We start from the raw sequence: 26,981 nt of genomic DNA on the forward strand, positions 1-26,981 counted from the left end.
CGTCTCGATACGTTGGAGAACTGGACACTTCCCCCGGGCCTCTGTTAGCGGCAAGCTAGACGGGTGATGGTGCGCGAGTGGGACCCCAGGACCGCGTCGTCCGCCGAGATCGCGTCGCTGTTGGCCACGCTGAACGCGGTCCTGGCGGCCGATCTGCCGCAGGATCCGCCCTGGCGGGAGGCTTCGCTGCGGGAGTACCTCGCCGAGGTGATGCCCGGCGAGCGGCGGATCTCCTGGATCGCCCAGGCCGAGCCGACGGATCCGGGCGACACGGGCGCTGTGATCGGCCAGGTGCACGTACTCCTTCTGGGTGACATCGGCGTGCTCGAGGTGCTGGTGCACCCGTCCGCGCGGCGCACCGGCCTCGGCCGTGACCTGGTGCTGCGCGCCGCGCGCCGGGTCTACCAGGAGGGTTTCCAGTCGATCGGGGTCGAGGTTGTCGGCGACACGCCGGCGGTTGGGTTCTACGAGTCGCTCGGCTTCACCAGGGAGTACGTGGAGACGCGCAGCGTGCTCGACCTGACGGCGGTGGACTGGGCCGAGTTGGCCGAGATGGCCACCGGCATCGGGGCGGGCTACCAGTTGGAGTTCTTCCCGGGCGGGCCGCCGGACGACCTGATCGAGGCGTACGCGCGGGCCAAGGCCGAGGTTCGCGACGTCGACGACGGTGAGCTGCGCCCCAGCTCCTACGACCCGGAGCGACTGCGGGACAGCCTCGACACGCTGCACCGGCGGGGCATGAAGCCGTACATCGTGCTCGCCCGGCACGAGCAGAGCGGCGAGGTGGCCGGTCTGACCGAGGTGGTGGTGCCGGCGCAGCACCCGACCCGCGCCGACCAGTACGACACGATCGTCGCGCAGGATCACCGGGGCTACGGCATCGATCGGGCGATCAAGGCGCGGATGCTGCTGGAGTTGCGCTCCGCCGAGCCGGAGCTGATCGAGGTGCAGACCTGGAACGCGCAGGCCAACGAGGCGATGTTGAAGGTCAACGCTGAGCTGGGCTACCGCCCCGACCGGGACTGGTGCGAATACAGCGTCGACGTCGCTGAGCTGGTGCACCGCCTCGATCCACCGCGCTGAGAAATTCACGAAACTGTCCAATAGGGGATGGACGGTGGACAGTCGCGCACCTTAACGTGCGTTGACCCCCATCCACCCATCGTGGAGGCCCTATGCGCCCGCGCCGCTCATTCGCCGTGCTCGCGACCGCCACCGCCGCCGTGACAGTCACGGCGCTCGGCGTCGCACCCACCGCGGCCAGCGCCGCGCCCACCGACCTGTTCATCTCGGAGTACGTCGAGGGTTCGTCGAACAACAAGGCGATCGAGCTGTTCAACGGCACGGGCGCCGCCGTCGACCTGGCGGCCGGTGGCTACCAGTTGCAGCTCTACTTCAACGGCTCCACCACGGCCACCACTATCGCCCTGACCGGCAGTGTGGCGGCCGGTGACGCGTTCGTGTTCGCCAGCGCCTCGGCCGGGGCCGCCATCCTCGCCCAGGCTGACCAGACCACCGGGGCGAGCCTCTTCAACGGTGACGACGCGATAGTGCTGCGCCGGGGCACCGCAGTGCTCGACTCGATCGGCCAGGTGGGCGTCGACCCGGGCACCGAGTGGGGCGCTGGCGTCACCAGCACCGCGGACAACACCCTGCGCCGGCTGGCGAGCGTGGCCGCCGGTGACACCGACCCGTCGGACGCGTTCGACCCCGCCGCACAGTGGGCCGGATTCCCCGTCGACACCTTCGACGGGCTGGGCGCGCACACAGTGGACGGCGGCGGCCCGGTCGACGTGCCCGCCACGCTGACCTGCGGCGGGCCGCTGGTCACCGCCGCCGGCACTGCCGCGAGCCGCGAGGTGACCGCCGCCGACCCCGACGACACGATCGTCGACCTGGCGGTGACCGCGATCAGCCCGAGCCCGACCTCCGGCTCGATCACCCGTACCGCGTTCACCCCCGCCGACGGGGTGGGCGGCACCGCCCGCGCCACGGTCGGTGTGAGCGCCGACCTCGCCGCCGGGGCGTACACCGTCACAGTGACCACGACCGACGCGGGCGGTGGCACCGCGAGTTGCGCGCTGGCGGTGCAGGTGACCCGGGAGCTGACCGTCGGAGAGGTGCAGGGTCCGACCACCGACACCGAGGCCGGTCCGAGCGACCGGTCACCGCTCGCACCGGCGAGCGGCAACGGCACGAGCAGCGCCCTGTACGACGTACGCGGCGTGATCACCCAGTTGACCCTCGCCCGCACCTCGGCCGGAGCGGAGCAGCACGGCTTCTTCCTGCAGAGCCGCGTTGGTGACACCGACGGCGATCCGACCAGCTCCGACGGCATCTTCGTGTTCATGGGTACGTTCACCTCGCTGATCGGCGGTTACGTGCCGACGGTCGGCGACGAGGTCGTGCTGCGGGCCCGGGTGTCGGAGTACTACAACTTCACCCAGCTCTCCGGCGCGTCGCTGGTCCGCCTGATCGGCGGCGGGCTGGTCGTGGACACCGCGGTCGCGGTGGCCGACGCGGTGCCGCCGGCCGTGCTGACGGACGCGCAGCGCTTCTGGGAGCGGCACGAGGGCTCCCGGATGCGGGTACGCGCGGGCAGCGGCGCGGTGAGCGGCCGGGACGTCTTCTCCTCCACCGCCGACGCGGAGCTGTGGGTGGTCGACCGCGACGACCCGCTGCTGGACCGCGCCGATCCGTACTCCCGGCGGGTCTTCCGTGACTCGCACCCGCTGGACAACGACCCGACCCGCCGCTTCGACGACGGCAACGGCCAGCGGACGCTGCTGGGCAGCATGGGCGTGAAGGCCACCGCCGGGGACAGCGCCGCGCTGCTCCCGCCGGCGCACACCTTCGACACGTTGCGGGCGGACGCGGTGGGCGGGGTCTACTACTCGTTCGAGAAGTACGGCGTCCAGGTCGAGCGGGCGGAGTTCGCCGCCGGGGCCGACCCGTCGAAGAACAACCCGCCCAAGCCGGCCGACCGGTCGCAGGAGGTGGCCGTGGCCACCTACAACGTGGAGAACCTGTACGACTACCGCGACGACCCGTTCGACGGCTGCGACTTCGCCGGTAACGCCGGCTGCGTGGGGGTCTCCCCGCCGTTCGACTACGTCCCGGCCAGCGAGGCGGAATACCGCGAGCAACTGGCCGCCCTCGCCGATCAGATCGTCAAGGACCTGCACGCACCGGACCTGATCCTGGTGCAGGAGGCCGAGGACCAGGACATCTGCACGATCTCCGGGGCGGCGCTGAGCTGCGGCGACACCAACAACGCCGATGGCGCCCCGGACAGCATCCAGGAGTTGGCGCTCGCGGTGGCGGCGGCCGGTGGGCCCGCGTACGCCGCCGCCTATGACCGGACCGGCGCGGACGCTCGCGGTATCACCGCGGCCTTCCTTTACCGCACGGACCGGGTGTCGCTGGCGGACGCGACGGCGGCGGACCCCCTGCTGGGGACGACACCGACCGTTCAGTACCGGGCTGCGGGGCTGCCGACCAACGCCGACGTGCAGAACCCGAAGGCCCTCAACGCGGTGCTGCCGGCGGACGTGGACACCTCGACCGGTCGGGACGGCAGCAACGTCTTCACCCGTGCTCCGCAGCTGGGCAAGTTCAGCGTGGCGGCGGCGCCCGGCTCGACCGAGCGGTTCACCCTGTACGCGCTCAGCAACCACTACTCGTCCGGCCCGGACAGCCGGGTCGGGCAGCGGCGTGAGCAGGCGCGTTACGGTGCGGCGATCGTCACCGCGATCGAGGAGGCCGACCAGACCGCCCGGGTGGTCTACGGCGGGGACCTGAACGTCTTCCCCCGCCCGGACGATCCCATCGCGACCGGAGAGCAGCCCACGCCGTCGGACCAGCTCGCCCCGCTCTACGAGGCGGGCCTGCGCAACCTGTGGGACGACCTCGTCGCGGACGCGCCGGCCTCGGCCTACTCGTACAGCTTCGAGGGGCACGCTCAGACTCTCGACCACCTGTTCGTCAACGACGCGCTCCACAGCGACCTGGTGCAGGTGCGGGCGGCGCACATCAACGCCGACTGGCCGGCGGAGTTCGCCGGTGACGGGTCGCGAGGTTCCAGTGACCACGACCCGCAGGTGGCGCGGTTCCGGTCCCGGGCGTCGTTGACAGTGGCCGACTCGGCGGTGGCCGAGGGCAATCAGGGCACCCGGCAGCTCACCTTCACCGCGACCGTGTCTCGGCCGCTGTCCCAGTCGGTGCTGCTCTGCGCCGCGACCGTCGGCCTCACGGCGCAGGTGGGCTCGGACTTCGACCCGTACGCCGGCTGCAAGGTGTTGGCCGCCGGGCAGACGTCGGTGGCGTTCCCGGTGTCGGTGCGCGGTGACCGCAAGCGGGAGGCGGACGAGAAGTTGACGTTGCTGGTGGCCGGCGTGCCCGGTCTGCGGCTGGCTGATCCACTCGCGACCGGAACGATCACCAACGACGACTGATTCTGAAGTGGTCGTCGACGGCCCGCCGAACCCCGCCCGGGGGCGGCGGGCCGTCGTCCGTTCTGCCGGTCAGTCGTACCGCCAGCGCTGTGGCGGTGGTGGATCGCCGCGGTGCTTGGCTACCCGCACCTCCCATTGGCTTCGCCGACGCATTGCGTCACGGACCTGCCGGTTGCGGTAGAACGTCTCGGGTGGGCGGGCCAGCCCGTAGATGTCCGCCCACCACTCTCCCGGCTTCGGGTCGAGAATGGTGTCCAGGTGCGTCGGGTAGCGGCGCCCCGCGCCGTCACGCGTGTCTTCCCAGTCCCGCATCGGCTTGAGCACCCGGCCGAGGTCGTCGACGACGGCCAGCCGACACCCGACGACGTCGATGATCCGGCAGAGCAGCTCGATGCTCGGAACAGTCCGACCGCCCTCGATGCGGCCGATGGTGGCGTGGTGCACCCCTGCCCGTCGGGCCAGCTCACGTTGGCTGAGGTCGGCGTGGCGACGGACCGCCCGGACGATGCCAACGACCGGCCATAGGGTGTCGGAGGGCTCGCTCGGTAGGTCGTCCATGCCTCCACCGTCCCGGCTCGCCCCGTTTCTCGCAGTCCCGTTCGGCTGGCCTGTGGACAACGGAAGGACCTGTGGACAACGGGACATCCGTCATCGTGGCGAGGGTGGCTTCCGCTCAGGCGACGAAGTCGTGGGCTTTGAGCAGCACGTCGTCCGCGCGACGGAGCGGGGAGGCAATCCCCGACCTATCCCCTTTGCTCTGCACCCTGATACGCGCCACCCCGACGGCCCTTCTGAAGCGCGCCACCCCGACGGCCCCTCTGAAGCGCGCCACCCCGACGGCCCCTCTCGTGCGCCACCCCCGACACGCTTTGTCCCTGCTGATACGCGCCATCCTGGTCAGCGCCGGCCTAAAGACCGTGGCCGGCGCATCCGCGGGTGCAGAGCAAAGGCAGTCGTGGAGACATCGGAGCCAGCGATCCGCACAGTCAGGAGCCGGGATGCGCCGCGGTCAGGAGCCGGGATGCGCCGCGGTCAGGAGCCCGCACCCGCTGCGGTCAGGAGCCCGAACACGGCACAGTCGGGAGCCGGGATCCGGCTGACAAGAACTGGACCCCGCGCGAGCCGGGCCCCAGCGGTCACGGCCGCGTCAAGGTCCACCGGCGCGCCACGATCGGCGCACAGCGGGAGAGGACGGCCGCGGACGGGCCGCTCAGTAGCGCTGGCGGAGCAGGCCAGCGGCCTCCACGGCCCAGTAGGTGAGGATGACCTGCGCACCGGCCCGCTTGATCGAGGTGAGCGTCTCCAGCATCACCCGCTCGCGGTCGATCCAGCCGTTCGCGGCGGCCGCCTCGACCATCGCGTACTCGCCGGAGACCTGATAGGCGGCGACCGGGACGTCCACCGCGGCCCGCACCGCCGACACCACGTCGAGGTAGGGCAGCGCCGGCTTGACCATCACCAGGTCGGCGCCCTCGGCCACGTCCAACGCGACCTCGCGCAGCGACTCACGCAGATTGGCCGGGTCCTGCTGGTAGGTACGCCGGTCGCCCTCCAGCGCCGACTCCACCGCCTCCCGGAACGGGCCGTAGAAGGCGGAGGCGTACTTCACCGCGTACGCCAGCACGGAGACGTCCTGGTGCCCGGCGGCGTCGAGGGCCCGGCGTACCACGCCGACCTGGCCGTCCATCATCCCGGACGGCCCGACCATGCCGACCCCGGCGGCGGCCTGGGCCACCGCCATGTCGGCGTACGCGGCCAGGGTCGAGTCGTTGTCGACCTCACCGTCGGGGGTGAGCAGCCCACAGTGCCCGTGCGAGGTGAACTCGTCGAGGCACAGGTCACTCATCACCACTGTGGCGTCGCCCACCTCGGCCACCACGTCGCGGATGGCGACGTTGAGGATGCCGTTCGGGTCGATGCCGCCGGAGCCGGTCGGGTCCCGCTGCTCCGGCACGCCGAAGAGCATGATCCCGCCGACACCGGCCTGGACCGCCTCGGCCGCCGCCTTGCGGAGCGAGTCCCGGGAGTGCTGGAGCACCCCCGGGAGCGACCCGATGGCGCGGGGCTCGGTCAGCCCCTCCTTGACGAACATCGGCACGACAAGCTCGGCCGGGTCGACCCGGGTCTCTGACACCAGCCGGCGGACCGCCGGGTTGCGGCGCAGCCGGCGGGGCCGGATCTCGGGGTACGACATGGCAGGCCCTCCTCGAACGACTACCGGAAGCGCAGAGCGGTCGGGCCCTGCACCTTCGAGCCACGGCGCTGCTTGGCCGGCATGGCGGCCAGCTTCTCCCGCAGTTCGACGGCGTAGGCGGCAAGCGCCTCCACCAGGTCGGGCACCGAGGCGTGCGGCGGCTGGACGTCGACGCGCAGGCCGAACTCCGTCGCGGTCTCCGCCGTCTTGGGCCCAATGACGGCAACAACGGTCCGGGCGTGCGGCTTCCCGGCGATGCCGACCAGGTTGCGCACGGTGGAGGACGAGGTGAAGAGCACCGCGTCGAACCCGCCCGACTTGATCGCGTCGCGGATCTCGGCGGGCGGCGGAGCGGCCCGCACCGTCCGGTACGCGGTCACGTCGTCGACCTCCCAGCCGCGCTCGGTGAGCCCGGCGGCGAGCGTCTCGGTGGCGATGTCGGCGCGCGGCAGCAGCACCCGGCCCACCGGGTCGAGGATCTCGTCGTGCGGCGAGAACTCGGCCAGCAGGCCCTCCGAGGACTGCTCCCCGGCGGGGATCAGCTCCGGCTGGATGCCGAACGCGCGGACCGAGTCCGCGGTGGCCTCACCGATGCAGGCGATCTTGACGCCGCCGAAGTGCCGGGCGTCGAGGCCGTGCTCGGCGAACTTCTCCCAGACCGCGCGGACCGCGTTCACCGACGTGAAGATCACCCAGGCGTACCGGCCGTCGACAAGGCCCTTGACCGCCCGCTCCATCTGCGCCGGGGTACGCGGCGGCTCGACCGCGATCGTCGGCACCTCGCACGGAATGGCCCCGTACGCGCGCAGTCGAGCGCTCATCGCGCCGGCCTGCTCCTTGGTCCGGGGTACGAGCACCTTCCAGCCGTACAGCGGGCGGTTCTCCCACCAGCTCAGCTTGTCGCGCTGCCCCACGCCGACACCGACGGTGAGCACCACCCGGCCGGTGAAGCCGAGCGCGGCGGCCACGAAGCTGTCCACTGTCGACGTGGTCGTGTACTGGGTCTCGCCGGTGCCGTCGCCGGTCACGCCGACGCCGGTGGTGCCGTCGACCCCGGCGGCGAGCAGCCCGTCCCGGACGGCGGCGAGGTCACCGGCGTCCACGGCGAGCGCGAGCGAACCCCGGCCGACGGCCGTGGCCAGTGCCTCGAAGTCCAGCACGCTGACGTCCTCGACGTCGGCGGCCGTACGCACACCCGGCAGCGGGACCCCGGCGTAGGTGGCCACACCCTCGGCCTGGCCGACGCCGGGCACCACCTCGAAGTGGGCGGCGGTGCGGGCCACCGCCTGCACCTCCTTGACCACCGAGTCGTGCCCGAACGGGTCGCCGGCGACCAGGTGCACCGCGTTCAGCCCGGAGCGGGCCGCGGAGATGAGCACCTTCGCCACGTCCCCCGGCGCGCCCTCGGCCGGGGTGAACTCGGCATCAGCGGAGGCCTCGGCGCGCACAACGGCGAGCAACGACTCCGGGACTCCCCGGTCGTAGATCACCTGGTCTGCGTCGACCAGGGCGTCGTGGGCCCGACGGGTCAGCAGGCCCGGGTCACCGGGGCCAGCCCCGACGAACGCGATACGGCCGACGGGCTTACGGGTGCGGGTCATTCTGTGCTCCCAAATTGCTGGGTCCCCGGGCCGGTGTGTCCTTCGTGGCCGAGGATCGAGTCGGCGCCGAGGTCGAGGAGTTCGGCGGCGAGTGCCTTACCGATCTCCGCCGCGTCGGCGGGCGTTCCGGTGCGGGACAGCCGGAGGTCACGAGTGCCGTCCGGGCTGATCACCGCCCCGCGCAGGTAGATCTCATCGCCGGTCTCGCCTTCGGCGAGTTCGGCATAGGCGGCGACGGGTGCGCTGCACCCGGCCTCCAGGGTTGCCAGAAACGCACGTTCCGCGGTGACCGCGGAACGCGACGGTGCGTGGTCGAGCACGGCGAGCAGCTCGACCAGGTCCCGGTCGTCGACCCGGCACTCCACGGCCAACGCGCCCTGAGCGGGAGCGGGCAGCATGAGCATCGGGTCCAGCGACTCGGTGATCACGTCGAGTCGGCCAAGTCGGGCCAGACCGGCCCGTGCCAGGACGACGGCGTCGAGATCGGCTTCGGGGCCGAGCACCCGCCCCAGGCGGGTGTCGACGTTGCCGCGGATCGGGGTGACCTCCAGTTGCAGGCCGAGGGCGTGCAACTGGGCGATCCGACGCAGCGCGCCGGTGCCCACAGTGGCCCCGGGCGGCAATTCGGCGAGCGTTCGGCCTTCGCGGGCCACCAACGCGTCGCGCGGGTCCTGCCGGGCCGGCACCGCCGCGATGTGCAGCCCACCGGCGGCGGCCGTGGGCAGGTCCTTGTACGAGTGCACCGCGAAGTCGATCGTCCCGGCGGTCAGCGCGTCACGCAGTGCGGAGACGAACACCCCGACGCCCAGCCGGTGCACCGGCGCGTTGGAGCGGTCGCCTGCGGTGACCACCTCGACCAGCTCGACGGGGCGACCGGTGGCGACGGTCAACGCCTCGGCGACCTGGCCGGACTGGGCCATCGCCAGGGCGCTGCCCCGGGTGCCGAGGCGCAGTGGGGCGGTCATCGCGCACCTCCGCTGGGTGGGGTGGGCTCGGCGGCGTCGGCTCCGGACAACGGGTCGGTGCCGGGGAGCGCCATGCCGAGGTCGGGGGTCAGCACGTCCGGGACGGTGTCCACCGGCGAGGTCTGCGGCACCTCGAGGTCGAACAGCTCGCGCAGCAGTGCCGCGTACTGGTCGCCGCCGGGCTCCGCGGCCAACTGGCGGACCTTGACTGTGGGCTGGTGAAGCAGCCGCTGCACGACCCGGTGCACCGTGCGGGCCACCTCGGCCCGCAGGTCGTCGCCGAGGTCGGGGCGACGCTGGGCCAGTCGGCGCAGCTCGGCGGTGACCACGTCGTCGGCCCGGCCGCGCAGCGCGGCCACCGTGGGTGCCACGTCGGCACCGCGCAGCCAGGTGAGGAAGCCCTCCACCTCGCCGAGGACGATGCGTTCGACGGCTGCGGCGTCGGCAGCCGCCGGACCGTCGGCGAGCAGTGCCGCCATCCGGTCGATGTCGATCACCTCGACGCCGGGCAGCTCGGCGACGCCCTCCTCGACGTCGCGCGGAACGGCAAGGTCGAGCAGGACCAACGGGCCCCGGGACCTGTCGCGTTCGGCCAGCGCCGCGGTAACCACCGACCGGGTGAGGACCGGTTCGGTGGACGCGGTGGCGGCCACTACGATGTCCACTGTGGAGAGGGTGTCGGCCAGCTCGGTCATCGGCGCGGCACTCGCCCCGTACGACTCGGCGAGCCGGACGGCCCGGTCGGCGCCCCGGTTGCTGACGGTGAGCGGCCCGGCGCCCAGCCGGGACAGCGTGGCCACCCCGAGCGAACCCATCGCACCGGCGCCGACCACCAGGGCCGGGTGGCCGACGAGGTCGCCGTCGAGGTGCCCGGCGGCCAGCTCCAGGGCGGCGGTGACGACGCTCTGGCCGGCCCGGTCGATGCCGGTCTCGGCGTGGGCCCGCTTGCCGACCCGCAACGCCTGCTGCATCAGCTCGTGCAGCAGCCGGCCGGCCGAGTCGGCGCCGGTGGCCCAGTGGTACGCGTCACGCAGCTGGCCGAGGATCTGCGCCTCGCCCACCACCATCGAGTCCAGACCGGTGGCGACCCGGAAGACGTGGTCCACGGCCGCTGTGTCGTAGTGCACGTACAGGTGGCTGGCGAGCGCGGTCGGCGAGCTGCCGGCCTGCTCGGCCAGCACGGCGCAGACGTCGCCGAGCCCACCGTGGAAACCGGACACGGCGGCGTAGACCTCCACCCGGTTGCAGGTGGAGACGATCACCGCCTCGGCCACGTACGGCTGGGCTACCAGGCGGTCCAGTGTGCGGGTCAGGTCGGCGGGGGGCACGGCCAGCTGCTCCAGCGTGGCGACCGGGGCGGTCCGATAGGACGCGCCGACGACGAGCAGTTTCACGTGCCTATCGCCTCCTGGGTATCGGTGGCCGCGAACCCGCCCGGCAGGGCCGTGAGAGCGGACCCGCCGGTTGCGGGCAGCGCGGTCAGCGACGCCTTGCGGTGCTCGTGGAAGGACAGAATCTGCAGCTCGATGGCGAGGTCGACCTTGCGCACGTCGACCCCCTCCGGAACCGAGAGTACGCACGGCGCGAAGTTGAGGATGCTCGTCACGCCGACGGCGACCAGTTGGTCGGCGACCTGCTGGGCGGCGGCGGCCGGGGTGGCGATCACGCCGATCGCGAGGGATTCCTCCGCGGCGACCGTCGGCAGGTCGTCAACATGCCTGACCACCAGGCCGTTGATCTCCTCACCGACCCGTGAGCGATCGGCGTCGAGCAGTGCGGCGATCCGGAAGCCCCGGCTGGCGAAGCCGTCGTAGCCGGCCAGAGCGTGACCGAGATTACCCACGCCGACCAGGGCGACCGCCCGACGTTGGGTGAGCCCGAGCACATATTCGATCTGCTCGATCAGCAGCGCGACGTCGTAGCCGACGCCCCGTGTGCCGTACGAGCCGAGGTGGGAAAGGTCTTTGCGGAGCTTGGCGGAGTTGACCCCGGCGGCGGCGGAGAGACCCTCGCTGGAGACCGTCTCGTGCCCGGTGTCGGCGAGGTTGTGCAGCGCGCGCAGGTACTCCGGGAGCCGAGCGACGGTCGCCTCGGGCAGATCCGGGAGCGCCGGTACGGCACCGGCGCTGCCGGGCGCGCCTGGGTGACGGTGCTGACTCATGAGACTCCGTGCGGTGCGATCCTCGGCCAACTCCGCTGGTCGGCCGTTTGTGGACTCCCGCTGGCGACCGAGATTGCCGGCTGTGCTAGCAGGGCGCGTCGGAGTCACAGCGTAGGCGCTTGTGAAGACGTGCACAAATCGCGATCTTGTCGCTGCGTGGCGCGACCTCACCAGCCCCTCCATTCCACAAGATCGATTGAACGGCCTGGTCCGCTCACCGCCCGGGCGATTATTGCTCAATCCCGACTTCTCTGACCAATCCCGCGCCGGCCCTGGCCCGGGTCCACCGCCACGCCCCGCGATCTTGCACTTACTGCTCTCGCTTCTCGCCCATTCAGGGGCAATTCACCAACACAAACTGCAAGATCGACGCCAAAGGGCGGGGTGGGGCGGGGTGGGGTGGGGGTAGCACTACGGCGGAGAGGCGGGGTTTCGGGATGGGGTCGGCGAGGTCACATGCCTAGCCTTTGAGCATGACCGCCGTTGCCGCCACCAGCGCCCGACCGCCGCTGGCACCGAGCATTCCCCGCCAGCTCTTCGTCGACTCCGGGTACGTGCTGCTCGGCCTGCCCCTGGGGCTGACCAGCTTCATCGTCCTCGTCGTCGGCCTGTCGGTGGGCGTCGGCCTGGTCGTCACGGTGATCGGCCTGCCGATCCTCAGCGGAACGCTGTACGCCGCCCGTGGCCTGGCCGACATCGAGCGGCTGCGGATGGCCGCTGTGCTCCGGCAGCCCCGGATCCGGCCGAACTACCGGCTGCCCGAGGCGGGCGCGAACGCCTGGCGTCGGATCTTCGTGCCGATCCGGGACGCCCAGTCCTGGCTCGACCTGGCGCACGGCATCCTGCGGTCGATCGCAGCGGTGGGCACCTTCGTGGTCACGTTGTCCTGGTGGGCCGCGGCGATCGCTGGCTCGCTCTACTGGGCCTACGACTGGGCCATCCCCCACCCGTCCGGTGAGGGTGACCAGGATCTGGCGCAGATCCTCGGCCTGGGCGACTCGACCACCGCCCGGATCGGGCTGAACACCGCGCTCGGGGTGTTCTTCCTGATCACCCTGCCGATCGTGGTGCGGGGCTGCGCACTGCTCCAGGCGAGTTTCGCAAAGGCCATGCTGACCGGGGTGGCCGAGATGCGCGACCGGATCACAGTGCTGGAGGAGCAGAAGCGGGCCGCCGTGTCCGCCGAGGCCTCCGCGCTGCGCCGGTTGGAGCGTGACATCCACGACGGTCCCCAGCAGCGCCTGGTCCGGCTGGCGATGGACCTCAGCCGGGCCCGGATGCAGCTCGCCTCGGACCCGGACGCGGCCGGCAAGACCATCGACGAGGCGGTCAGCCAGACCCGGGACACGCTTGCCGAGCTGCGGGCGTTGTCCCGGGGCATCGCCCCGCCGATCCTGGTCGACCGGGGCCTGCCCAGCGCCCTGGCCGCGATCGCCGGCCGCGGGCTGATCCCGATCGAGCTCCAGGTGGACCCGCAGCTCGGCACCCCGGCCGGGCGGCTCGACCCGGCGGTGGAGAACACCGCGTACTTCGTGGTATCCGAGGCGCTGACGAACGTCGCCAAGCACAGCCGGGCCACCGAGGCCACTGTGACGGTGACCCGGCAGGGCTCCCACCTGCAGGTGTGGGTGGGCGACGACGGGCAGGGCGGCGCGCACCTGGCGAAGGGGCACGGGTTGGCCGGCATCGCCGACCGGGTCCGGGCCGCGGGTGGCGAACTGATGGTGGCCAGCCCGACCGGTGGCCCCACCGAGATCCGCGCCGAGCTGCCGCTGTGAGCGCGAGGAGTGAGCCGGGTCTGCGAGCCCCGCAGTCGCGAACCAAGAAGATGCTGTGAGCGCGAGGAGTGAGCCGGGTCTGCGAGCGAACCAAGAAGATGCCGTGAGCCGCCGGAAGCCGCCGCGATGGTGAGCGACGTGGTAGACACCACAGCCATGCGCATCGTGATCGCCGACGACGCCGTCCTGCTCCGGGAGGGGCTGGTCCGGCTGCTGACCGAGAGTGGGCACCAGGTGGTGGCCGCCGTCGGGGACGGTGACGCCCTGGTCGAGGCGGTGGTCGAGCACCGGCCCGACGTGTCGATCGTCGACGTCCGGATGCCCCCGTCGCACACCGACGAGGGGCTGCGGGCTGCGGTGGAGGCCCGCCGGCTGGTGCCGCGTACGCCGATCCTGGTGCTCTCCCAGTACGTCGAGGTCTCGTACGCCGATGATCTGCTCGCGACCACCGGCGGCGCCGGCGGCGGGATCGGCTACCTGCTCAAGGACCGGGTGGCCGCGATCGACGAGTTCCTGGACGCGCTGCGCCGGGTGGCGGGCGGCGGCACGGTGCTCGACCCGGAGGTGGTCGGTCAGCTCTTCGCCCGACGCCGCCGTGACGACCCGCTGCGGGAGCTGACCCCCCGCGAGCGCGAGGTGCTCGCTCTGATGGCCGAGGGGCGCTCGAACACCGCGATCGCGCGCGCCCTGGTGGTCAGCGACGGCGCGGTGGAGAAGCACGTGCGCAACATCTTCACCAAGCTCACCCTGCCGCCGGACACCGAACAGCACCGGCGGGTGCTGGCCGTCCTCACCTACCTGCGGAACTGACCTCCCGGGCCAGGGCCACCGCGTCGGTGAGGGTGTCGGCGACCGGGTGACCGGAGGCGCGCAGCCGGCCCGGGTCGGTGAACCCGCCGGTGTAGAGCACGGCACGGCCGCCGACCGCGAGCGCCGCGTCGGCGTCGTCGATGGAGTCGCCGATCAGCACCACCGAGGCGCCGTCCACGCCCAGTTCGGCCAGGTGCAGCTGGAGCGACTCGGCCTTGTAGCCGCCGCCGACCGTGGCCCGCAGCCCGTCAACGCGGGTGAAGTGGCTGGTCAGACCGTACGTGTGCACGGTCGGGACCAGTTCCTCGTGAAACCACATGGAGAGCAGGCTCTGGGTGCCCGGCCAGGAGGCCATCGCGCCGCGTGCGTCGGCGGCCAGCTCACAGGTGGTCAACCCGGTGCGGTACGCGTCGTGGAAGATCTTGTCCAGGCGACCGAACTCGTCGTCGTCCACTGCCTGCCCGAGCACGTCGGCGTAGTACTCGGCGATCGGCCTGCGGAACCGCACCCGGTGCTCGTCCGATGTGACAGTCGGCCCACCCAGGCTCGCGAACACGACGTTGGTGGCGGACACCACCAGGCTGAGGTCGTTGAGCAGGGTGCCGTTCCAGTCCCAGACGAGGTGCGGGTGCGCGGAGGTCATCCGAGCACCATAGGCACTCCTCAGAGCTGCGGCGTGGTCAGGTCCCGCAGCAGCCGGTCCTCCTCGACCCGCCAGTAGCCGTGCTCCTTGCCGTCGAGCATGACCACCGGTAGCCGGTCCCCGTACTCCCGCTCCAGCCCCTCGTCGCCGGTGACGTCCCACTCGACCCACTTGTCGCCGGTGACCGCGACCACCCGGTCGAGCGCCGCCTTGGCGTCGTCGCACAGGTGGCAGCCGGGTCGGGTGATCAGGGCGAGTCGGGCGTCACTGGCCATCGGTTACCTCCGTGCGGTCGGTCGGCGGCGCCGACCGGAGTTGGGTCTTGCGTACCTTGCCGATCGCCGAGTGCGGCAGGGCGTCGACGAACTCGACAGCGGTCGGGCACTTGAACCGGGCCAGGTTCCGGGCGCAGTGGGCGAGCAGTTCCTCGCTGGTCACCGGTCGGCCCTGCACCGGCACCACGTACGCCCGCACAGTCTCGCCGGTCCGCGGGTGTGGCACACCCAGTACCGCCGACTCGACCACCCCGGGGTGCCCGGCGAGCACCAGCTCGACCTCGTGCGGGTAGACGTTGAACCCGTTGACCAGGATCAACTCGCCGAGCCGGTCGACCAGGAAGAGGTCACCGTCCTCGTCGGCGTACGCGATGTCACCGGTGCCCCACCAACCATCGGCGTCCGGGCCGCCCCGACCGTCGGGCCAGTAGCCGGTGAAGAGGTTCGGGCCGGACACCACGATCTGCCCCGGGTCGGTGCCCGGAGCCACGTCGGAGATGTCCAGCTCGTCGGGGTCGTCGTCGGGGACGGCCAGCCCGTCCCGCCACAGGTCCGTCCCGTCGGCGCCGACCAGGCGCAGCCGCACCCCGGGCAGCGGCCGGCCGATCGAACCCGGCTTGGCCACGCCGCCGACCAGGGTGGAGGTGAGCACCGGCGCGGTCTCGGTGAGGCCGTACCCGATGTGGACCTGATGCCCGGTGACCTCGGTGAAGCGCGCCGCGACAGCGGGTTCGAGCGGTGCCGCGCCGCAGACCGCCACCCGCACCGACGCGGTCGCCGCGCGGGCCGTGGCCGCGCCGGCCCAGGTCAGGAACATCGACGGTACGCCGACCAGCACGCTGACCCGGTGCCGCGCGACCTCGTCCAGCCCCGCCGTCGGGCCTGGCTCGTCGAGCAGCACACCCGTCGCGCCGTGGTGCACGACCGCGCCGAGCCCCGAGTTGAGCCCGTACGCGTGGAACAGCGGCAACGCCAGGAGAACGGTGTCGGTCGGCCCGACCACCGGCGGCTCGATCCCGGCGACCTGTTCGTGGTTGGCGAGCAGGGCCTGGTGCGAGAGCATCGCCCCCTTGGGTCGTCCCTCGGTGCCGGAGGTGTAGAGCAGGACAGCCAGGTCGGTGCCGCCGCGTCGCGGGCGGGGTGCTGGTCCGGACGTGTCGGCGGTCGGTGGCGTGCCGTGCACCGAGGCGAGCGCGGGCAGTTCGGCGGCCACGTCGGCGACCAGGCCTCGAACGTGGTCTGTGGCGATGAGCACCGACGCGCCGGAGTCGGCGAGCACGTGCCGTAGCTCCGGGGCGGTGAGGCCGGGGTTGACCGGCACGGTGACCAGCCCGGCGCGGAGGGCGCCGAGCCAGGCGATCACGAAGTCCGGTGTGTTGGGCAGCGCGATGGCGACGCGTGGCGGCGTACCGCCGGGATCGGTGGGTGGCGCGGCGGCGGACAGGCCGCGGGCGGCGGCGTCCACAGCGGTGTCCAGTTCGGACCAGCTCACTGTGTGTTCACGCCAGTGCAGCGCGGGCCGGTCGGCGCTGTCGAGAGCCGCCCGGCGGACCCGGTCGGCGAGGTTCGGCGCGGGGCTTTCCGAGGCGTCCTGCACGGTGATCGAGTCTGGCACAGCGGGCCCGGGCGGGCCACGCCCGATGGTGGTGCGCCACGCCCGGAGGACGACACCGCGACAGTCCCATGTACGGGACTGTCCGGTGTGCCACCGGCGATCAGATCAGGTCCTGTCGATGGGACGTGCGACGCTGACCAAGGGCGGTTCGGCCGCCCCCGTCCGGCCGGCCGGCGCGGTGGGTCAGCCGAACGGGCGGAAAGCCTCCGACCTGGGGATCCATCCTGGAACACCGAGCCGACGGAAAGTCAATCGCACACGACGGACAACCGGTCCGCCACCGGTGCGACGGAGCGGGAAATACTTCCGCCTTGTGTAACGGACTTGCCACGCGCGGGTGACGTTGGCCCTATCATCACTCGGGTCGGCTCACCCCATTTGCCGTGAGTCGACACCCCTCAGCCCGAGGAGGCCCCCGTGCCTGTGAGCGCATTGGACCAGCACCTCCACGGGAATTGCCGCGCGTCGGCAACTCCCGTGACCGTCCTGCCCGACCGGTCACCCGGCCGGTCCGCCCCGACGAGACCCAGACCCGCCCGCCCGGCGACCGACGGGACGGGGGCGACGCGATGACCACCTTCGGATACGCGGAACGTCCGGTCGGCCTGACCGGTCAACCCGCCCGCTCCCACGTCAACGAGCGGCCCGCGGCCCGTGCCCCGTCCGACGAACAGCACGGCGGCGCCGTGCGGGGTGACGGCGCGGCGCAGCGGATCCGCAGCCGGCCACACCACAACGAGCCACCGCCGCGACCCGCGGTGCCCGGTGGAAACGCGAAGCCGGCCGGCGGCCGGGTCGCCGTACCGCCGCGACCCACGATGCCTGTGCAGGGTCGTCGGGTAAGCGACACACCGGCGGTCACCACCGACCCGGCGGCGGGCGAGACAGCGGTGATCCCGGCGGTGCCGGCCACCACCGCGACCACCCCGACCGGTTTCCCGAGCCGCCCGGACCCGTCCGACCCGGCGACCGAGGTCTGGACGCTGATCGAGCGGGCCCAGGCCGGTGAGTCCGAGGCGTTCGGTCTGATCTACGACCGCTACGTGGACACCGTCTTCCGGTTCGTCTACTTCCGGGTCGGCAACCGGCAACTCGCCGAGGACCTCACCTCGGACACCTTCCTGCGCGCGCTCAAGCGGATCGGCAGCTTCACCTGGCAGGGCCGCGACCTCGGCGCCTGGCTGGTGACGATCGCCCGTAACCTCGTCGCGGACCACTTCAAGTCGGGCCGGTACCGGCTGGAGGTCACCACCGGCGACGTGCTCGACGCCGACCGGGAGGACCGGGGCCCGGAGGGCAGCCCGGAGGCGGCGGTGGTGGAGCACATCACCAACGTCGCGCTCCTCACCGCTGTCAAGCAGCTCAACCCGGAGCAGCAGGAGTGCATCGTGCTCCGCTTCCTCCAGGGCTTCTCGGTCGCCGAGACGGCCCGCGCGATGGGCAAGAACGAGGGAGCCATCAAGGCCCTCCAGTACCGCGCCGTCCGCGCCCTGGCCCGGCTGCTGCCCGACGGCTTCCAGCCGTAGTTTGTTACGGCGGGACCGACGGACGTCGATCAACGTCTGCGCAGCTCAAAGTCGGTCCCGCCCGGTGATGACCATCACTTTCTGTAATTTCCGCCCCGCCCGGCCCGTAACCCGTGCCCGGTCCGCCGCGTTTCTCCGGGTGCGACCGGTGGATGTCCCGGCAGGCCCGGGTCACCGAGGTCCGACCGGCATGCCGGCGGCACCTCACCTCCGTGGTGTCACACTGCCGCCCGGTCGCTGGCAACGACGGCGGCCGACCGGCCGTGACCAGCGAGAGGAGGTGCCTGCGGTGGACAACACCCTCTTCTCCCGCCGGCGCGCGGAGCGCTTCGCGCAGCTTCTCGACGAGGCCAACGGCGCTCGACGACACCACGTGCGATCCCGGGTGGACGGCCAACTGGCGCCGCTCGTCGCAGTGGGTCAGCGGCTCAGCGTCGACCCCCCGGCTGTCGAGGTGGACCAGGACTTCCGTACCGGCCTGCGGGCGATGCTGCTCGCAACCGCCGAGCGGGAAGGGCTGGGCAGCACGCCGGCGGCGGTCAGCGAACCGGCCGCCACCACCACCCGCGGGCGGCTGCTGCCGGCGGTCACCGCACGGCGGGCCCGAGCCCGGGGCGCGATCCTGGTCGGCATCGCCGCCGGGGCCATCGCCGTCTCCGGAATCTCCGCCGCCAGCGAGAACGCGGTGCCCGGTGACGCGCTGTACGGCATGAAGCGCTCCACCGAACGGGCACAGCTCGCCCTGGCCAGCTCCGACATCAGCAGAGGCCAACTCTTCCTGGACTTCGCCCGGACCAGAGTCGGCGAAGCCGCCAAGCTGCGCGGCGACCGGATCGGCTACAGCGCGGTCCTCGACGACATGGACGCCGACAGCCGGCAGGGAGTTCGCCTGCTGACCTCCGCCGCCGTGCAGCGGGCCGAGCCGGGCAGCCTGGACACTCTCAACACCTTCGTGTCGAGCCAGCGCCGGGCCGTACGTGGTCTGCTCGACGGGAGCACCCGGGTCGACCGGGAACGGACCCAGCGGTCGCTGGTGTTGCTGGACAGCATCCGGGAACGCTCGGACGACCTGCGCGCTGCGATCGCCTGCGGCCTGCCGGCACCGACCGCCAGCGACGCCCTCGGGCCGAACCCGAACACCTGCCCCGGGGCCCGCTGACCCGCGTCCCCATACCGCACGTCCGACCGGCCGCGCCACAGTTCGCTGTGTGCCCGGCCGGTCGCCCGTCTACGGCGGATACGCTCGCGGGGGAGCATCCGTCGTACCGGTGAGGAAGGGATTCGCGTGGCGCGCAGCCGTAAGGTGACGGTCAGCACCGACGCCGAGGGGCACACCGCAGCCTGGGCGGAGACCGACCTGGCCCCGGTCAGCGCACCCGATCCGAGCGCCGCGGCGTTCTTCGACGTGGACAACACGATGATGCAGGGCGCGTCGATCTACTGGTTCGCCCGTGGGCTCGCCTCCCGAAACTACGTGACGACCGCCGACCTGGCCCGATTCGCCTGGCAGCAGCTCCGCTTCCGGCTGCTGGCCCGGGAGCACGCCGGTGACATGTCACTGGCCAAGGAGGCCGCGCTGGCCTTCGTGCAGGGCTGGCGGGTCAACGAGGTCGAACACCTCGCCGAGGAGATCTTCGACGAGATGATGGCCCCCCGGATCTGGGCCGGCACCCACCAGCTCGCGCAGCGTCACCTGGACGGCGGTCAGCGGGTCTGGCTGGTCAGCGCCGCCCCCGTCGAGATCGGCCGGGTGATCGCCGCCCGGCTCGGCCTGACCGGTGCCATCGGCACTGTGGCCGAGGTGCTGGACGGGGCGTACACCGGACGGTTGGTGGGTGACCTGATGCACGGGCCGGCCAAGGCTGAGGCGGTCACCCAGCTCGCCGCCGTGGAAGGGCTCGACCTGTCCCGCTGCGCGGCCTACAGCGATTCGGCGAACGACCTGCCGCTGCTCCGCGCGGTGGGCCGGGCGGTGGCAGTCAACCCGGACGGCACCCTGCTGCGGCAGGCCCGCCAGCACGGCTGGGAGGTGCGGGACTTCCGCAGCGGTCGCCGGGCTGCCAAGATCGCCGTACCGTCGACGGCGGCCGCCGGGCTGGTCGCGGGCGCGGTCACCGCCGGCCTGGCCCTCCAGCGCCGCCGCCGAGCCGGCTGACCTCACGCGACACGTCGCGCGCCGGCTGGTTCAGGGGCCGAACGGGTCGGGCCGTCGCTCCAGCAGCGTGTGCAGGGTCTGCTGGATGGTCTCCCGCACCTGGTCGGCGAGGTTGAAGACCACCAGCGGGTCGTCCGCCGAGTCGGTCAGGTGGGCGGTGGGGATCGGCGGGCAGAACTCGATCAGCCACTTACTGGGTAGCGGCACCATGCCCAGCGGGCCGAGCAGCGGGAACGTCGGCGTGACCGGGAAGTAGGGCAGCTTCAGCAGCCGCGCCAGGGGCTTGATGTCGGCGAGCATCGGGTAGATCTCCTCGCCGCCGACGATGGCGACGGGCACGATCGGGGTTCCGGTACGCAGTGCCGCCGAGACGAACCCGCCCCGCCCGAAGCGTTGCAGCTTGTACCGGTCCGCGTAGAGCTTGCCAATGCCCTTGAAGCCCTCGGGGAACACACCGACCAGATCGCCGCCGCTGAGCAGCCGCTCGGCGTCCGGGTTGCAGGCCACGGTGCCGCCGGTCTTGCGGGCCAACTCAGAGACCACCGGCATCCGGAAGACCAGGTCGGCGCCGAGCAGCCGCAGGTAGCGGTGGGCGGGATGCTTGTCGTGCAGCGCCGCCGAGAGGATCAGCGCGTCCAGTGCCACAGTCCCGGAGTGGTTGCCGACCACGAGCGCGGGCCCGTCCACCGGGACGTGCTCCACCCCACTGACCTCGGTGCGGAACCAGTCGCGGTGGAGCAGCCGCAGCAGCGGGTGGAAGACCGCGTCGGTCAGCTCCGAGTCGAACCCGAATTCGTCGACCTCGTAGTCACCGGAGAGCCGCCGGCGCAGGAACGCCAACCCGTTCGCGACCTTGCGGTCCCAGTGGTCCCCGGGCCGGTCCGACACCGCCGACTCGGTGCCGCCGGACAACCCACCGTCGACCCCGTCGGCCGGAGTCGGAGCTGGGGCCGGCGGTGCGGCCGGAGCCGGGGCCGGCGGTGTACTCGGGGTCGGGGCCGGAGGTGCGGTCGAGGCCGGCGGTGCGGCCGGGGTCGGCGCGGCCTGCGCGGCCTGCGCGGCCGGTCGATGTCCGTTGCGCCGCGCCGGCTCCGCGTCCGGAGCGGGCATCTGCTCGGGTACGTCAAAACGCCCGACCGACTGCGGGTCGCGCCCCTCCTCGAAGCCGCTCATGATGCCGCCTCGGTTCGCGACTGCGGGGCTCGCAAGACCGGCTCGCTCCTCGCGCTCATGATGACCGCTCCCGGACCGCTGAGCGCACCTGCCGGATGCCGTCCAGGACGAGTTGCTCGGCGGCGGCCAGCTGATCCCGGGTGACCACCACCCCACCGTGGTGGGCCCGGATGAAATCCTCGAACGCCGCGGCTGTCGACCGGGGCGTGAAGCCGTACTCCTGCTCGAGCCGGCTGGTGTCGACCACCCGGCCGTGCACGAAGAGGTCGACCTGGTCCAGGCCGTAGCGGCCGAAGCCCATGGTGCGGGCCAGCGCGGCGGCCCCGGAGAGACCCGGCTCCAGCACCGGCACGGCGACCCGGCCGGCGCGCCGGATCGCCTGGGAGAGCGACAGCACGCCGGGGCCGGCGACGTTGTAGGTGCCGGGATGGTCCTCCACGATCGACCGGTGCAGCACCTCCAACGCGTCGTCGAAGTGCAGGAACTGCAGGCGGGGGTCACGGCCGAAGACGGTCGGCACGAACGGCTGCGAGAAGTAGCGGGTCAGCGTGGTGTCCGCGGTCGAGCCGATGAACGGGGCGAAGCGCAGCACCGTCGCGGTGACGTCGGACCGACGGCGGCGGAAGCCGCGCACGTACCCCTCAAGGTCGAGGATGTCGCGGCCGAAACCGCCGCGCGGCACCTCGCGGGGTTCGGTCTCCTCGGTGAAGACCGCCGGGTCCCGGAACGACACCCCGTAGGCGGCGGTCGACGAGCGGACCACGAGCTTGCGCAGTCGCGGCGCCCGCTGGCAGGCGGCGAGCATCTGCATGCTGCCGATGACGTTCTGGTCCTTCATCCCGGACCGGCCGCCGTGCTGCGGGTCGGGTGAGGTGACGAGCGCGAGGTGCACCACCGCGTCGACGTCCAGGTCGGCGAGGAGGCCACCGAGGGAACCGTTGTCGACGCGGATCCGTTCGACCCGGTCCAGCAGGTCGGTGAACTCGATGCCGGAGTCCGGTGCGTCGACCCCGATGACTCGTTCGATGCGTGGGTCGGCGGCCAGTCGGGCCGCCACGTGGGCTCCCAGGTAACGACCCACTCCGGTGACGACGACGACCCCCGGAGCACCTGAGGTGCCACCGGGGGTCATCTGACGCACCTACGCCGGCAGGATGGACCGAGCCGGGACGACCACGGCCTGATCACCTGAGCCTCCGGAAGTCGACAGTTTGGCAAGTGACGCCGAACGCCGGGCCTGAGCCCGGCGGCGATCACTTGCCGAGACGGCGACGCTGGACGCGGGTCTTGCGCAGCAGCTTGCGGTGCTTCTTCTTAGCCATGCGCTTACGGCGCTTCTTGACCACCGAGCCCATACGACAGCCTTTCGATACAACGTGCGGGGCGGACCGGATGACACCACGCAGGTGGCGACGGCGACCGCTTGCGGACAACGGACCGGACCAGTCTGGGCGGCGGGGCGCACCGGTGGGGTCTCGGTCGGGTTCCAGGGTAGCCGCAGGGCCTCAGCCGGACCAACGCGCCCCCGCCGCAGCCGCCTCTGGCGCACGACCGCAGGACGCGCGAGCTGACTCCTCACGCCCACCGACGCCGGTCAACCGACGATCGGAGGGTGAGGCGGTGGCTCAGGCGGTCTCCTGAAAGGCACCCCGGAGATATTCGTGCACCGCATGCTCGGGCACCCGGAATGACCGACCGACCCGGACGGCGGTGAGCTCACCGCTGTGCACAAGGCGATAGACGGTCATCTTCGACACCCGCATGACCGTCGCCACCTCCGCAACGGTCAGGAACTTGACCTCCGACAGCCGTCCGTCGGACTGTGACCCGGCCATGGCTCACCGACCCATCCCATGCCCGGCGCGTGCCAACCCGACGGATGCTCCGGGCCGGGCCGACGACGCGCGTGTTACCAGTACGGTAGCGGGGCGGTTGTGACCGGCGCGATCCCTTCCTGCAACTGATCATGCTCAGGTGGCCGGTTCACCCGATCCGTGCTCCCGGTATCCGCCCGTCCGCGTCCGTCGTCCGGTTGTTCCTTTGCCGCTCATTCGGTGCGCAGCGCGACCACCGGGTCGAGACGGCCGGCGCGCTGCGCGGGAACCACCCCGAAGACGATGCCCACCACCGCCGAAACCCCGAAGGCGAGCGCCAACGACCACCAGGTGATCGCCGCCGGGATCGGCGACAGCGCGTCGACAAGCAGGGCGCTGCCCACGCCCAGCGCCATCCCGGTCAACCCGCCGATCGTGGTGAGCAGCACCGCCTCCAGCAGGAACTGCACCCCGATGTCGCGGGGACGGGCCCCGACGGCCTTGCGCAGCCCGATCTCCCGGGTCCGCTCCCGGACGCTGACCAGCATGATGTTGGAGACGCCCACCCCGCCGACGAGCAGCGAGATGCCGGCGATGGCCGCCAGCACACCGGTGAGGACACCGAGGATGTCGCCGAGCACGCCGAGGATCTGCTGCTGGGTGACGGCGCTGAACTCGGTGTCCGGGTGGCGGCGGTTCAGCTCGGCGACGATCCGTTCGCCCAGCTCGTCGATCCGCTCCCGGTCCGGCGCCTTCACCGCGATGCCGTCGACCCGCTGGGTGCCCCAGAGTCGTTGCGCGGCGGTCACCGGCACGTGCACCTCGTCGTCCCGGTCGACGCCGAGGCTCTGCCCGAGGGGCGCGAAGACACCGATCACCCGGAACCGCACCCCGGCCAGCGCCACCTGCTGGCCGAGCGGGTCCCGGTCGGGGAAGAGCGCACGGGCGACCGAGTCACCGAGCACCGCCACCCGGCGGCTGGTGTCCACGTCGGTGCCGGTGAGGTAACGTCCCCGCGCCAGCGAACGGGTGAACACCGCCGGGGTCGTCTCCAGGACGCCCTGCACGGTGGTGAAGTCGGAACGGGCGCCGGCCCGCGCGGTCGCCCCCGAGGCGACGGTGACCGCCACCCGATCGGGGTCGCCGACCACCCGGGTGACGGCGTCCACGTCCTTGAGGGTCAGCGGCGAGACGACTGGCGCGTTGCCCACCTCGATGCGGCCGGGGACGACCAGCAACAGGTTGGAGCCGAGCCCTTCGACCTGTTGCTCGACCTTCTGCTTGGTGCCGGTGCCGATCGCCACCAGCAGCACCACCGAGGCCACCCCGATGATCACCCCGAGCATCGTCAGCGCGCTACGCATCCGGTTGGCCCGCAGGGCGTCCAGCGCCACCCGCCACGCCTCGGCGACTCTCACGCCGTACCTCCGGGCCGCTCGACCCCGCGCGCGCCCGCAGCGCTCTCACGCGCCTCGCCCGGGTCGGCCTCGGGCCGCTCGACCTCGCGCGGAAGGCGCCCGGTGGCTCCGGCGGCGCCACCGGAGCCACCGGACGGGTGCCCCGGACCGCTTCCGGACGCGGACCGGGGCTCCGCGCTGGGAGCGGGGACCAGTGTCGCAGGTCGACCGTGATCAACGGACGGCGGTCGATCATGACCGGAGCGCGGGTCGCCGCTGTCCGCCACCACCACCCCGTCGCGCATGGTGATCCGACGATGGGCGCGGGCTGCCACCTCCTGATCGTGGGTGACCATCACCAGGGCCACCCCCGACTCCACGTTCAGTTGTTCCAACAGCCCCAGCACGGCAGCGCCGGTGGCACTGTCCAGGTTGCCCGTGGGTTCGTCGGCCAGCAGCACCGTCGGCTCGGTGACCAGCGCGCGGGCGATCGCCACTCGCTGCTGCTCACCGCCGGACATCTGGTTGGGCCGGTGGTCCAGCCGGTGCCCGAGGCCGACCCGGCCCAGCATCGCCGCGGCCCGCTCCCGCCGCTGCCGGGCCGGGACTCCCCGGTAGACCAGAGGCAACGCCACGTTCTCCACCGCCGAGGTACGCGGCAACAGATGGAACGCCTGGAAGACGAAGCCGATGGTCTCGTTGCGCAGGGTCGCCATCTCCGGTGGGGCGAGGGCGTTGACGTCGCGTCCGCCGATCACCAGACGGCCACCGGTGGGCCGGTCCAGCCCGCCTAGGAGGTGCATGAGGGTGGACTTGCCCGAGCCGGACGGGCCGACCAGGGCCACGTAGTCCCCCGGCTGCACGGTGAGCGACACCCCGCGCAGCGCCTCCACCGACACCCCGTCGAGCTGGTACGTCCGGGACACGTCCACCGCCTCGATCGCCGGAACGCGCTCCCCTGCCGGCGGATCGCCGCGCGGATCCGCGACTGCGGGTGCGCTCACCGGACTTCCTGGCCGTCGCGGACCTGGTCGGCGCCGCGCACCACGATCCGGTCGCCGGGCTGCACGCCGTTGAGGATCTGCACCAGGTCGGACCCCTGGACGCCAACGGTCACCGACGCCCGGCCCGCCTTGCCGTCACGGACCACCCAGACCGCGTCCCGGCCGTCGGCGGAGAACACCGCCGACGCGGGGACCGTCACCGCGTCGACGGCCTCGCGTACCCGCAGGTGCACGATCGCGTTCATGCCGGGGCGGGGCATCGGAGCGGGCTCGTCCTCGGCCAGCTTTCCGGCGCCCAGCGCCAGGCGGACCCGGTAGGTGACGCCGCCCTGCGCGGAGTTGGTGGGCAGCACGTCGACCGAGCGGACGACCGCGTCGTAGCTGGCGCCGGTGACGGCGTCCAACTCGACGGTGGCCGGCACGCCGGCCTTGACCAGCAGCACGTCGGTCTCGTCCACCTCGGCGAGCAGACCCAACTGCCCGGTGTCGACAACGGTCAGCACCGGGGTGCCGGCGGTGACCTGACCACCGACCGCGACGTCGTCGTCCACGCCGGGGGGCGGCCCACCCTGGCTGGGGGCCAGCACGGACGGGTCGAGGCCGGCCGCCTGCGCACCACCGGCCTGCTCCAACAGCCCGGCCAGACCAGCATTCGCCCCACCGCCGGCCCGGGTGCCGCCGGGCTGCACCACCCCGGCGATCGGGGCGCGCAGGGTCAGCGCGTCGACTGTCGCCTTCGCCAGGTCGTACGCCTGCTGGGCCTGGAGCCGTTGCGCCGCGGAGAGCGCGCCGACGGCGGAACTCAACCCGTTGATCCCCCGCTGCACGGAGCGGACCGCCTGGTCGGCGCTGCGCGCGGCGGCAGCGTACTGGCGTTGCGCGGACGTCACCTGGGTGAGCAGCGCGTCGCGCAGTTGCGGGTCGGCGATCTTCTCGGCCGCCTTGCGGGCCGCGTCGAACGCCTCGTCGGCGGCCTTGTCGGTGCCACGCCGGCTGCTGGTCAGGCTGCCCGCGCCGACGCCTCGGCCGGCGCGCTTCGCGGCGGCCAGCGCCTCCTTGGCCTGACGGAGACGCTGTTGCGCGCTCGGCGAGTCGACCACCGCCAGCACCTGACCGCGCTTGACCCGCTGTCCGGGTTGGACGCGCAGGCTGGAGAGGGTGCCGTCGGCGGGAGCGGTGAGGGTGGCGGCGGCGCGGGCGGTGACCGTGGCGGGTGCGTCGATCACCTCGGTGACCGGGTTCCGGGTGGCCGACGCCAGCGCGAGATCGGGGCCTCCGTCGCCGCAGGAGGCGGCGGTGGTGGCGGTGAGGACGACGACGGCGGTCAGGGCGATGAGCAGGCGGGGCCGCATGGTGCTGGCGGGCCGTGACGACTGGGAACGGCGCACCCATCGATGGTACGGCGCACCGCCGCAC

The 26,981-nt window shown here is 72.3% G+C and carries 23 protein-coding genes; 7 read left to right on the forward strand and 16 right to left on the reverse strand.

The window, feature by feature from the left end; all coding sequences use genetic code 11:
- Positions 1-66 precede the first annotated feature (66 nt).
- Both ABZU43_RS07815 and ABZU43_RS07820 read left to right on the forward strand, forming a co-directional pair.
- Positions 67-1,083 (forward strand): GNAT family N-acetyltransferase, encoded by a 1,017-nt coding sequence (locus ABZU43_RS07815; protein WP_355006076.1) that lies wholly within the window; start codon positions 67-69, stop codon positions 1,081-1,083.
- 92 nt (positions 1,084-1,175) lie between these two features.
- The gene (locus ABZU43_RS07820) at positions 1,176-4,454 is read left to right on the forward strand and encodes a lamin tail domain-containing protein (RefSeq protein WP_355005747.1); all 3,279 of its coding nucleotides are present in this window, start codon (positions 1,176-1,178) and stop codon (positions 4,452-4,454) included.
- A 69-nt stretch (positions 4,455-4,523) separates the two neighbouring features.
- Here the strand turns inward: ABZU43_RS07820 and ABZU43_RS07825 are convergent, their stop codons facing one another.
- The 6 genes from ABZU43_RS07825 to ABZU43_RS07850 form a co-directional block, all read right to left on the reverse strand.
- Entirely contained in the window at positions 4,524-5,012 is a 489-nt protein-coding gene (locus tag ABZU43_RS07825; RefSeq protein WP_355005748.1) for a helix-turn-helix transcriptional regulator, read from the reverse strand.
- Between the two features lie 652 nt (positions 5,013-5,664).
- Positions 5,665-6,648, reverse strand: a complete 984-nt coding sequence (gene hemB, locus ABZU43_RS07830; RefSeq protein ID WP_355005749.1) for a porphobilinogen synthase — start codon at positions 6,646-6,648, stop codon at positions 5,665-5,667.
- Between the two features lie 20 nt (positions 6,649-6,668).
- Positions 6,669-8,249: a uroporphyrinogen-III synthase gene (locus tag ABZU43_RS07835; protein ID WP_355005750.1), complete on the reverse strand. Its 1,581-nt coding sequence runs from the start codon at positions 8,247-8,249 to the stop codon at positions 6,669-6,671.
- Entirely contained in the window at positions 8,246-9,214 is a 969-nt protein-coding gene (gene hemC / locus ABZU43_RS07840; RefSeq protein ID WP_355005751.1) for a hydroxymethylbilane synthase, read from the reverse strand. Before hemC ends, ABZU43_RS07835 begins: the two co-directional genes overlap by 4 nt.
- The gene (locus tag ABZU43_RS07845; protein WP_355005752.1) at positions 9,211-10,608 is read right to left on the reverse strand and encodes a glutamyl-tRNA reductase; all 1,398 of its coding nucleotides are present in this window, start codon (positions 10,606-10,608) and stop codon (positions 9,211-9,213) included. The genes hemC and ABZU43_RS07845 overlap by 4 nt, the downstream gene beginning before the upstream one ends.
- A complete protein-coding gene (locus tag ABZU43_RS07850; protein ID WP_355005753.1) occupies positions 10,605-11,375 on the reverse strand; it encodes a redox-sensing transcriptional repressor Rex in 771 nt (256 codons plus the stop codon). The genes ABZU43_RS07845 and ABZU43_RS07850 overlap by 4 nt, the downstream gene beginning before the upstream one ends.
- A 473-nt stretch (positions 11,376-11,848) precedes the next feature.
- Between ABZU43_RS07850 and ABZU43_RS07855 the strand changes: the two genes are divergently transcribed.
- Together ABZU43_RS07855 and ABZU43_RS07860 are read left to right on the forward strand one after the other, a co-directional pair.
- Positions 11,849-13,153: a sensor histidine kinase gene (locus tag ABZU43_RS07855; protein WP_355005754.1), complete on the forward strand. Its 1,305-nt coding sequence runs from the start codon at positions 11,849-11,851 to the stop codon at positions 13,151-13,153.
- 156 nt (positions 13,154-13,309) lie between these two features.
- Positions 13,310-13,963: a response regulator transcription factor gene (locus ABZU43_RS07860; protein WP_030329744.1), complete on the forward strand. Its 654-nt coding sequence runs from the start codon at positions 13,310-13,312 to the stop codon at positions 13,961-13,963.
- Here ABZU43_RS07860 and ABZU43_RS07865 read toward each other — a convergent pair.
- Genes ABZU43_RS07865 through ABZU43_RS07875 form a run of 3 tightly spaced genes read right to left on the reverse strand, consistent with a single transcriptional unit; the run spans position 13,944 to position 16,478 of the window.
- On the reverse strand, positions 13,944-14,606 hold the full coding sequence (locus tag ABZU43_RS07865) for an HAD hydrolase-like protein (protein ID WP_355005755.1): 663 nt from the start codon (positions 14,604-14,606) through the stop codon (positions 13,944-13,946). The genes ABZU43_RS07860 and ABZU43_RS07865 overlap by 20 nt on opposite strands.
- A 20-nt stretch (positions 14,607-14,626) precedes the next feature.
- Positions 14,627-14,881 (reverse strand): glutaredoxin family protein, encoded by a 255-nt coding sequence (locus ABZU43_RS07870; RefSeq protein ID WP_030490173.1) that lies wholly within the window; start codon positions 14,879-14,881, stop codon positions 14,627-14,629.
- Entirely contained in the window at positions 14,871-16,478 is a 1,608-nt protein-coding gene (locus ABZU43_RS07875) for an AMP-binding protein (protein ID WP_355005756.1), read from the reverse strand. Before ABZU43_RS07875 ends, ABZU43_RS07870 begins: the two co-directional genes overlap by 11 nt.
- A 587-nt stretch (positions 16,479-17,065) precedes the next feature.
- On the opposite strand from ABZU43_RS07875, the gene ABZU43_RS07880 reads away from it, so the two are divergent.
- The 3 genes from ABZU43_RS07880 (at position 17,066) to ABZU43_RS07890 (ending at position 20,177) form a co-directional block, all read left to right on the forward strand.
- Complete coding sequence (locus tag ABZU43_RS07880) at positions 17,066-18,022, forward strand: ECF subfamily RNA polymerase sigma factor, BldN family (protein ID WP_355005757.1); 957 nt, start codon at positions 17,066-17,068, stop codon at positions 18,020-18,022.
- 289 nt (positions 18,023-18,311) lie between these two features.
- Positions 18,312-19,181, forward strand: coding sequence for a DUF5667 domain-containing protein (locus ABZU43_RS07885; protein ID WP_355005758.1), 870 nt, complete (start codon positions 18,312-18,314; stop codon positions 19,179-19,181).
- Positions 19,182-19,307: 126 nt separating this feature from the next.
- Positions 19,308-20,177, forward strand: a complete 870-nt coding sequence (locus ABZU43_RS07890; protein ID WP_355005759.1) for an HAD-IB family hydrolase — start codon at positions 19,308-19,310, stop codon at positions 20,175-20,177.
- Positions 20,178-20,207: 30 nt separating this feature from the next.
- On the opposite strand, the gene ABZU43_RS07895 is transcribed toward ABZU43_RS07890, so the two are convergent.
- The 7 genes from ABZU43_RS07895 to ABZU43_RS07925 all read right to left on the reverse strand — a co-directional run bounded on the left by ABZU43_RS07895 (position 20,208) and on the right by ABZU43_RS07925 (position 26,917).
- Positions 20,208-21,089 (reverse strand): lysophospholipid acyltransferase family protein, encoded by an 882-nt coding sequence (locus ABZU43_RS07895; RefSeq protein ID WP_355006077.1) that lies wholly within the window; start codon positions 21,087-21,089, stop codon positions 20,208-20,210.
- A 316-nt stretch (positions 21,090-21,405) separates the two neighbouring features.
- Positions 21,406-22,482: an NAD-dependent epimerase/dehydratase family protein gene (locus ABZU43_RS07900; RefSeq protein ID WP_355005760.1), complete on the reverse strand. Its 1,077-nt coding sequence runs from the start codon at positions 22,480-22,482 to the stop codon at positions 21,406-21,408.
- 121 nt (positions 22,483-22,603) lie between these two features.
- Positions 22,604-22,705 carry an AURKAIP1/COX24 domain-containing protein gene (locus tag ABZU43_RS07905; protein ID WP_007465623.1) on the reverse strand — a complete coding sequence of 34 codons (102 nt, stop codon included), beginning with the start codon at positions 22,703-22,705 and terminating at the stop codon, positions 22,604-22,606.
- A gap of 270 nt (positions 22,706-22,975) precedes the next feature.
- A complete protein-coding gene (locus ABZU43_RS07910; protein WP_007465625.1) occupies positions 22,976-23,185 on the reverse strand; it encodes a helix-turn-helix domain-containing protein in 210 nt (69 codons plus the stop codon).
- 212 nt (positions 23,186-23,397) lie between these two features.
- Complete coding sequence (locus ABZU43_RS07915) at positions 23,398-24,582, reverse strand: ABC transporter permease (protein ID WP_355005761.1); 1,185 nt, start codon at positions 24,580-24,582, stop codon at positions 23,398-23,400.
- On the reverse strand, positions 24,579-25,565 hold the full coding sequence (locus ABZU43_RS07920) for an ABC transporter ATP-binding protein (protein WP_355005762.1): 987 nt from the start codon (positions 25,563-25,565) through the stop codon (positions 24,579-24,581). Before ABZU43_RS07920 ends, ABZU43_RS07915 begins: the two co-directional genes overlap by 4 nt.
- The gene (locus tag ABZU43_RS07925) at positions 25,562-26,917 is read right to left on the reverse strand and encodes an efflux RND transporter periplasmic adaptor subunit (protein ID WP_355006078.1); all 1,356 of its coding nucleotides are present in this window, start codon (positions 26,915-26,917) and stop codon (positions 25,562-25,564) included. The genes ABZU43_RS07920 and ABZU43_RS07925 overlap by 4 nt, the downstream gene beginning before the upstream one ends.
- Positions 26,918-26,981 lie beyond the last annotated feature (64 nt).

The organism is Micromonospora sp. NPDC005205 (genome assembly GCF_040608275.1).
Taxonomy (GTDB): domain Bacteria; phylum Actinomycetota; class Actinomycetes; order Mycobacteriales; family Micromonosporaceae; genus Micromonospora.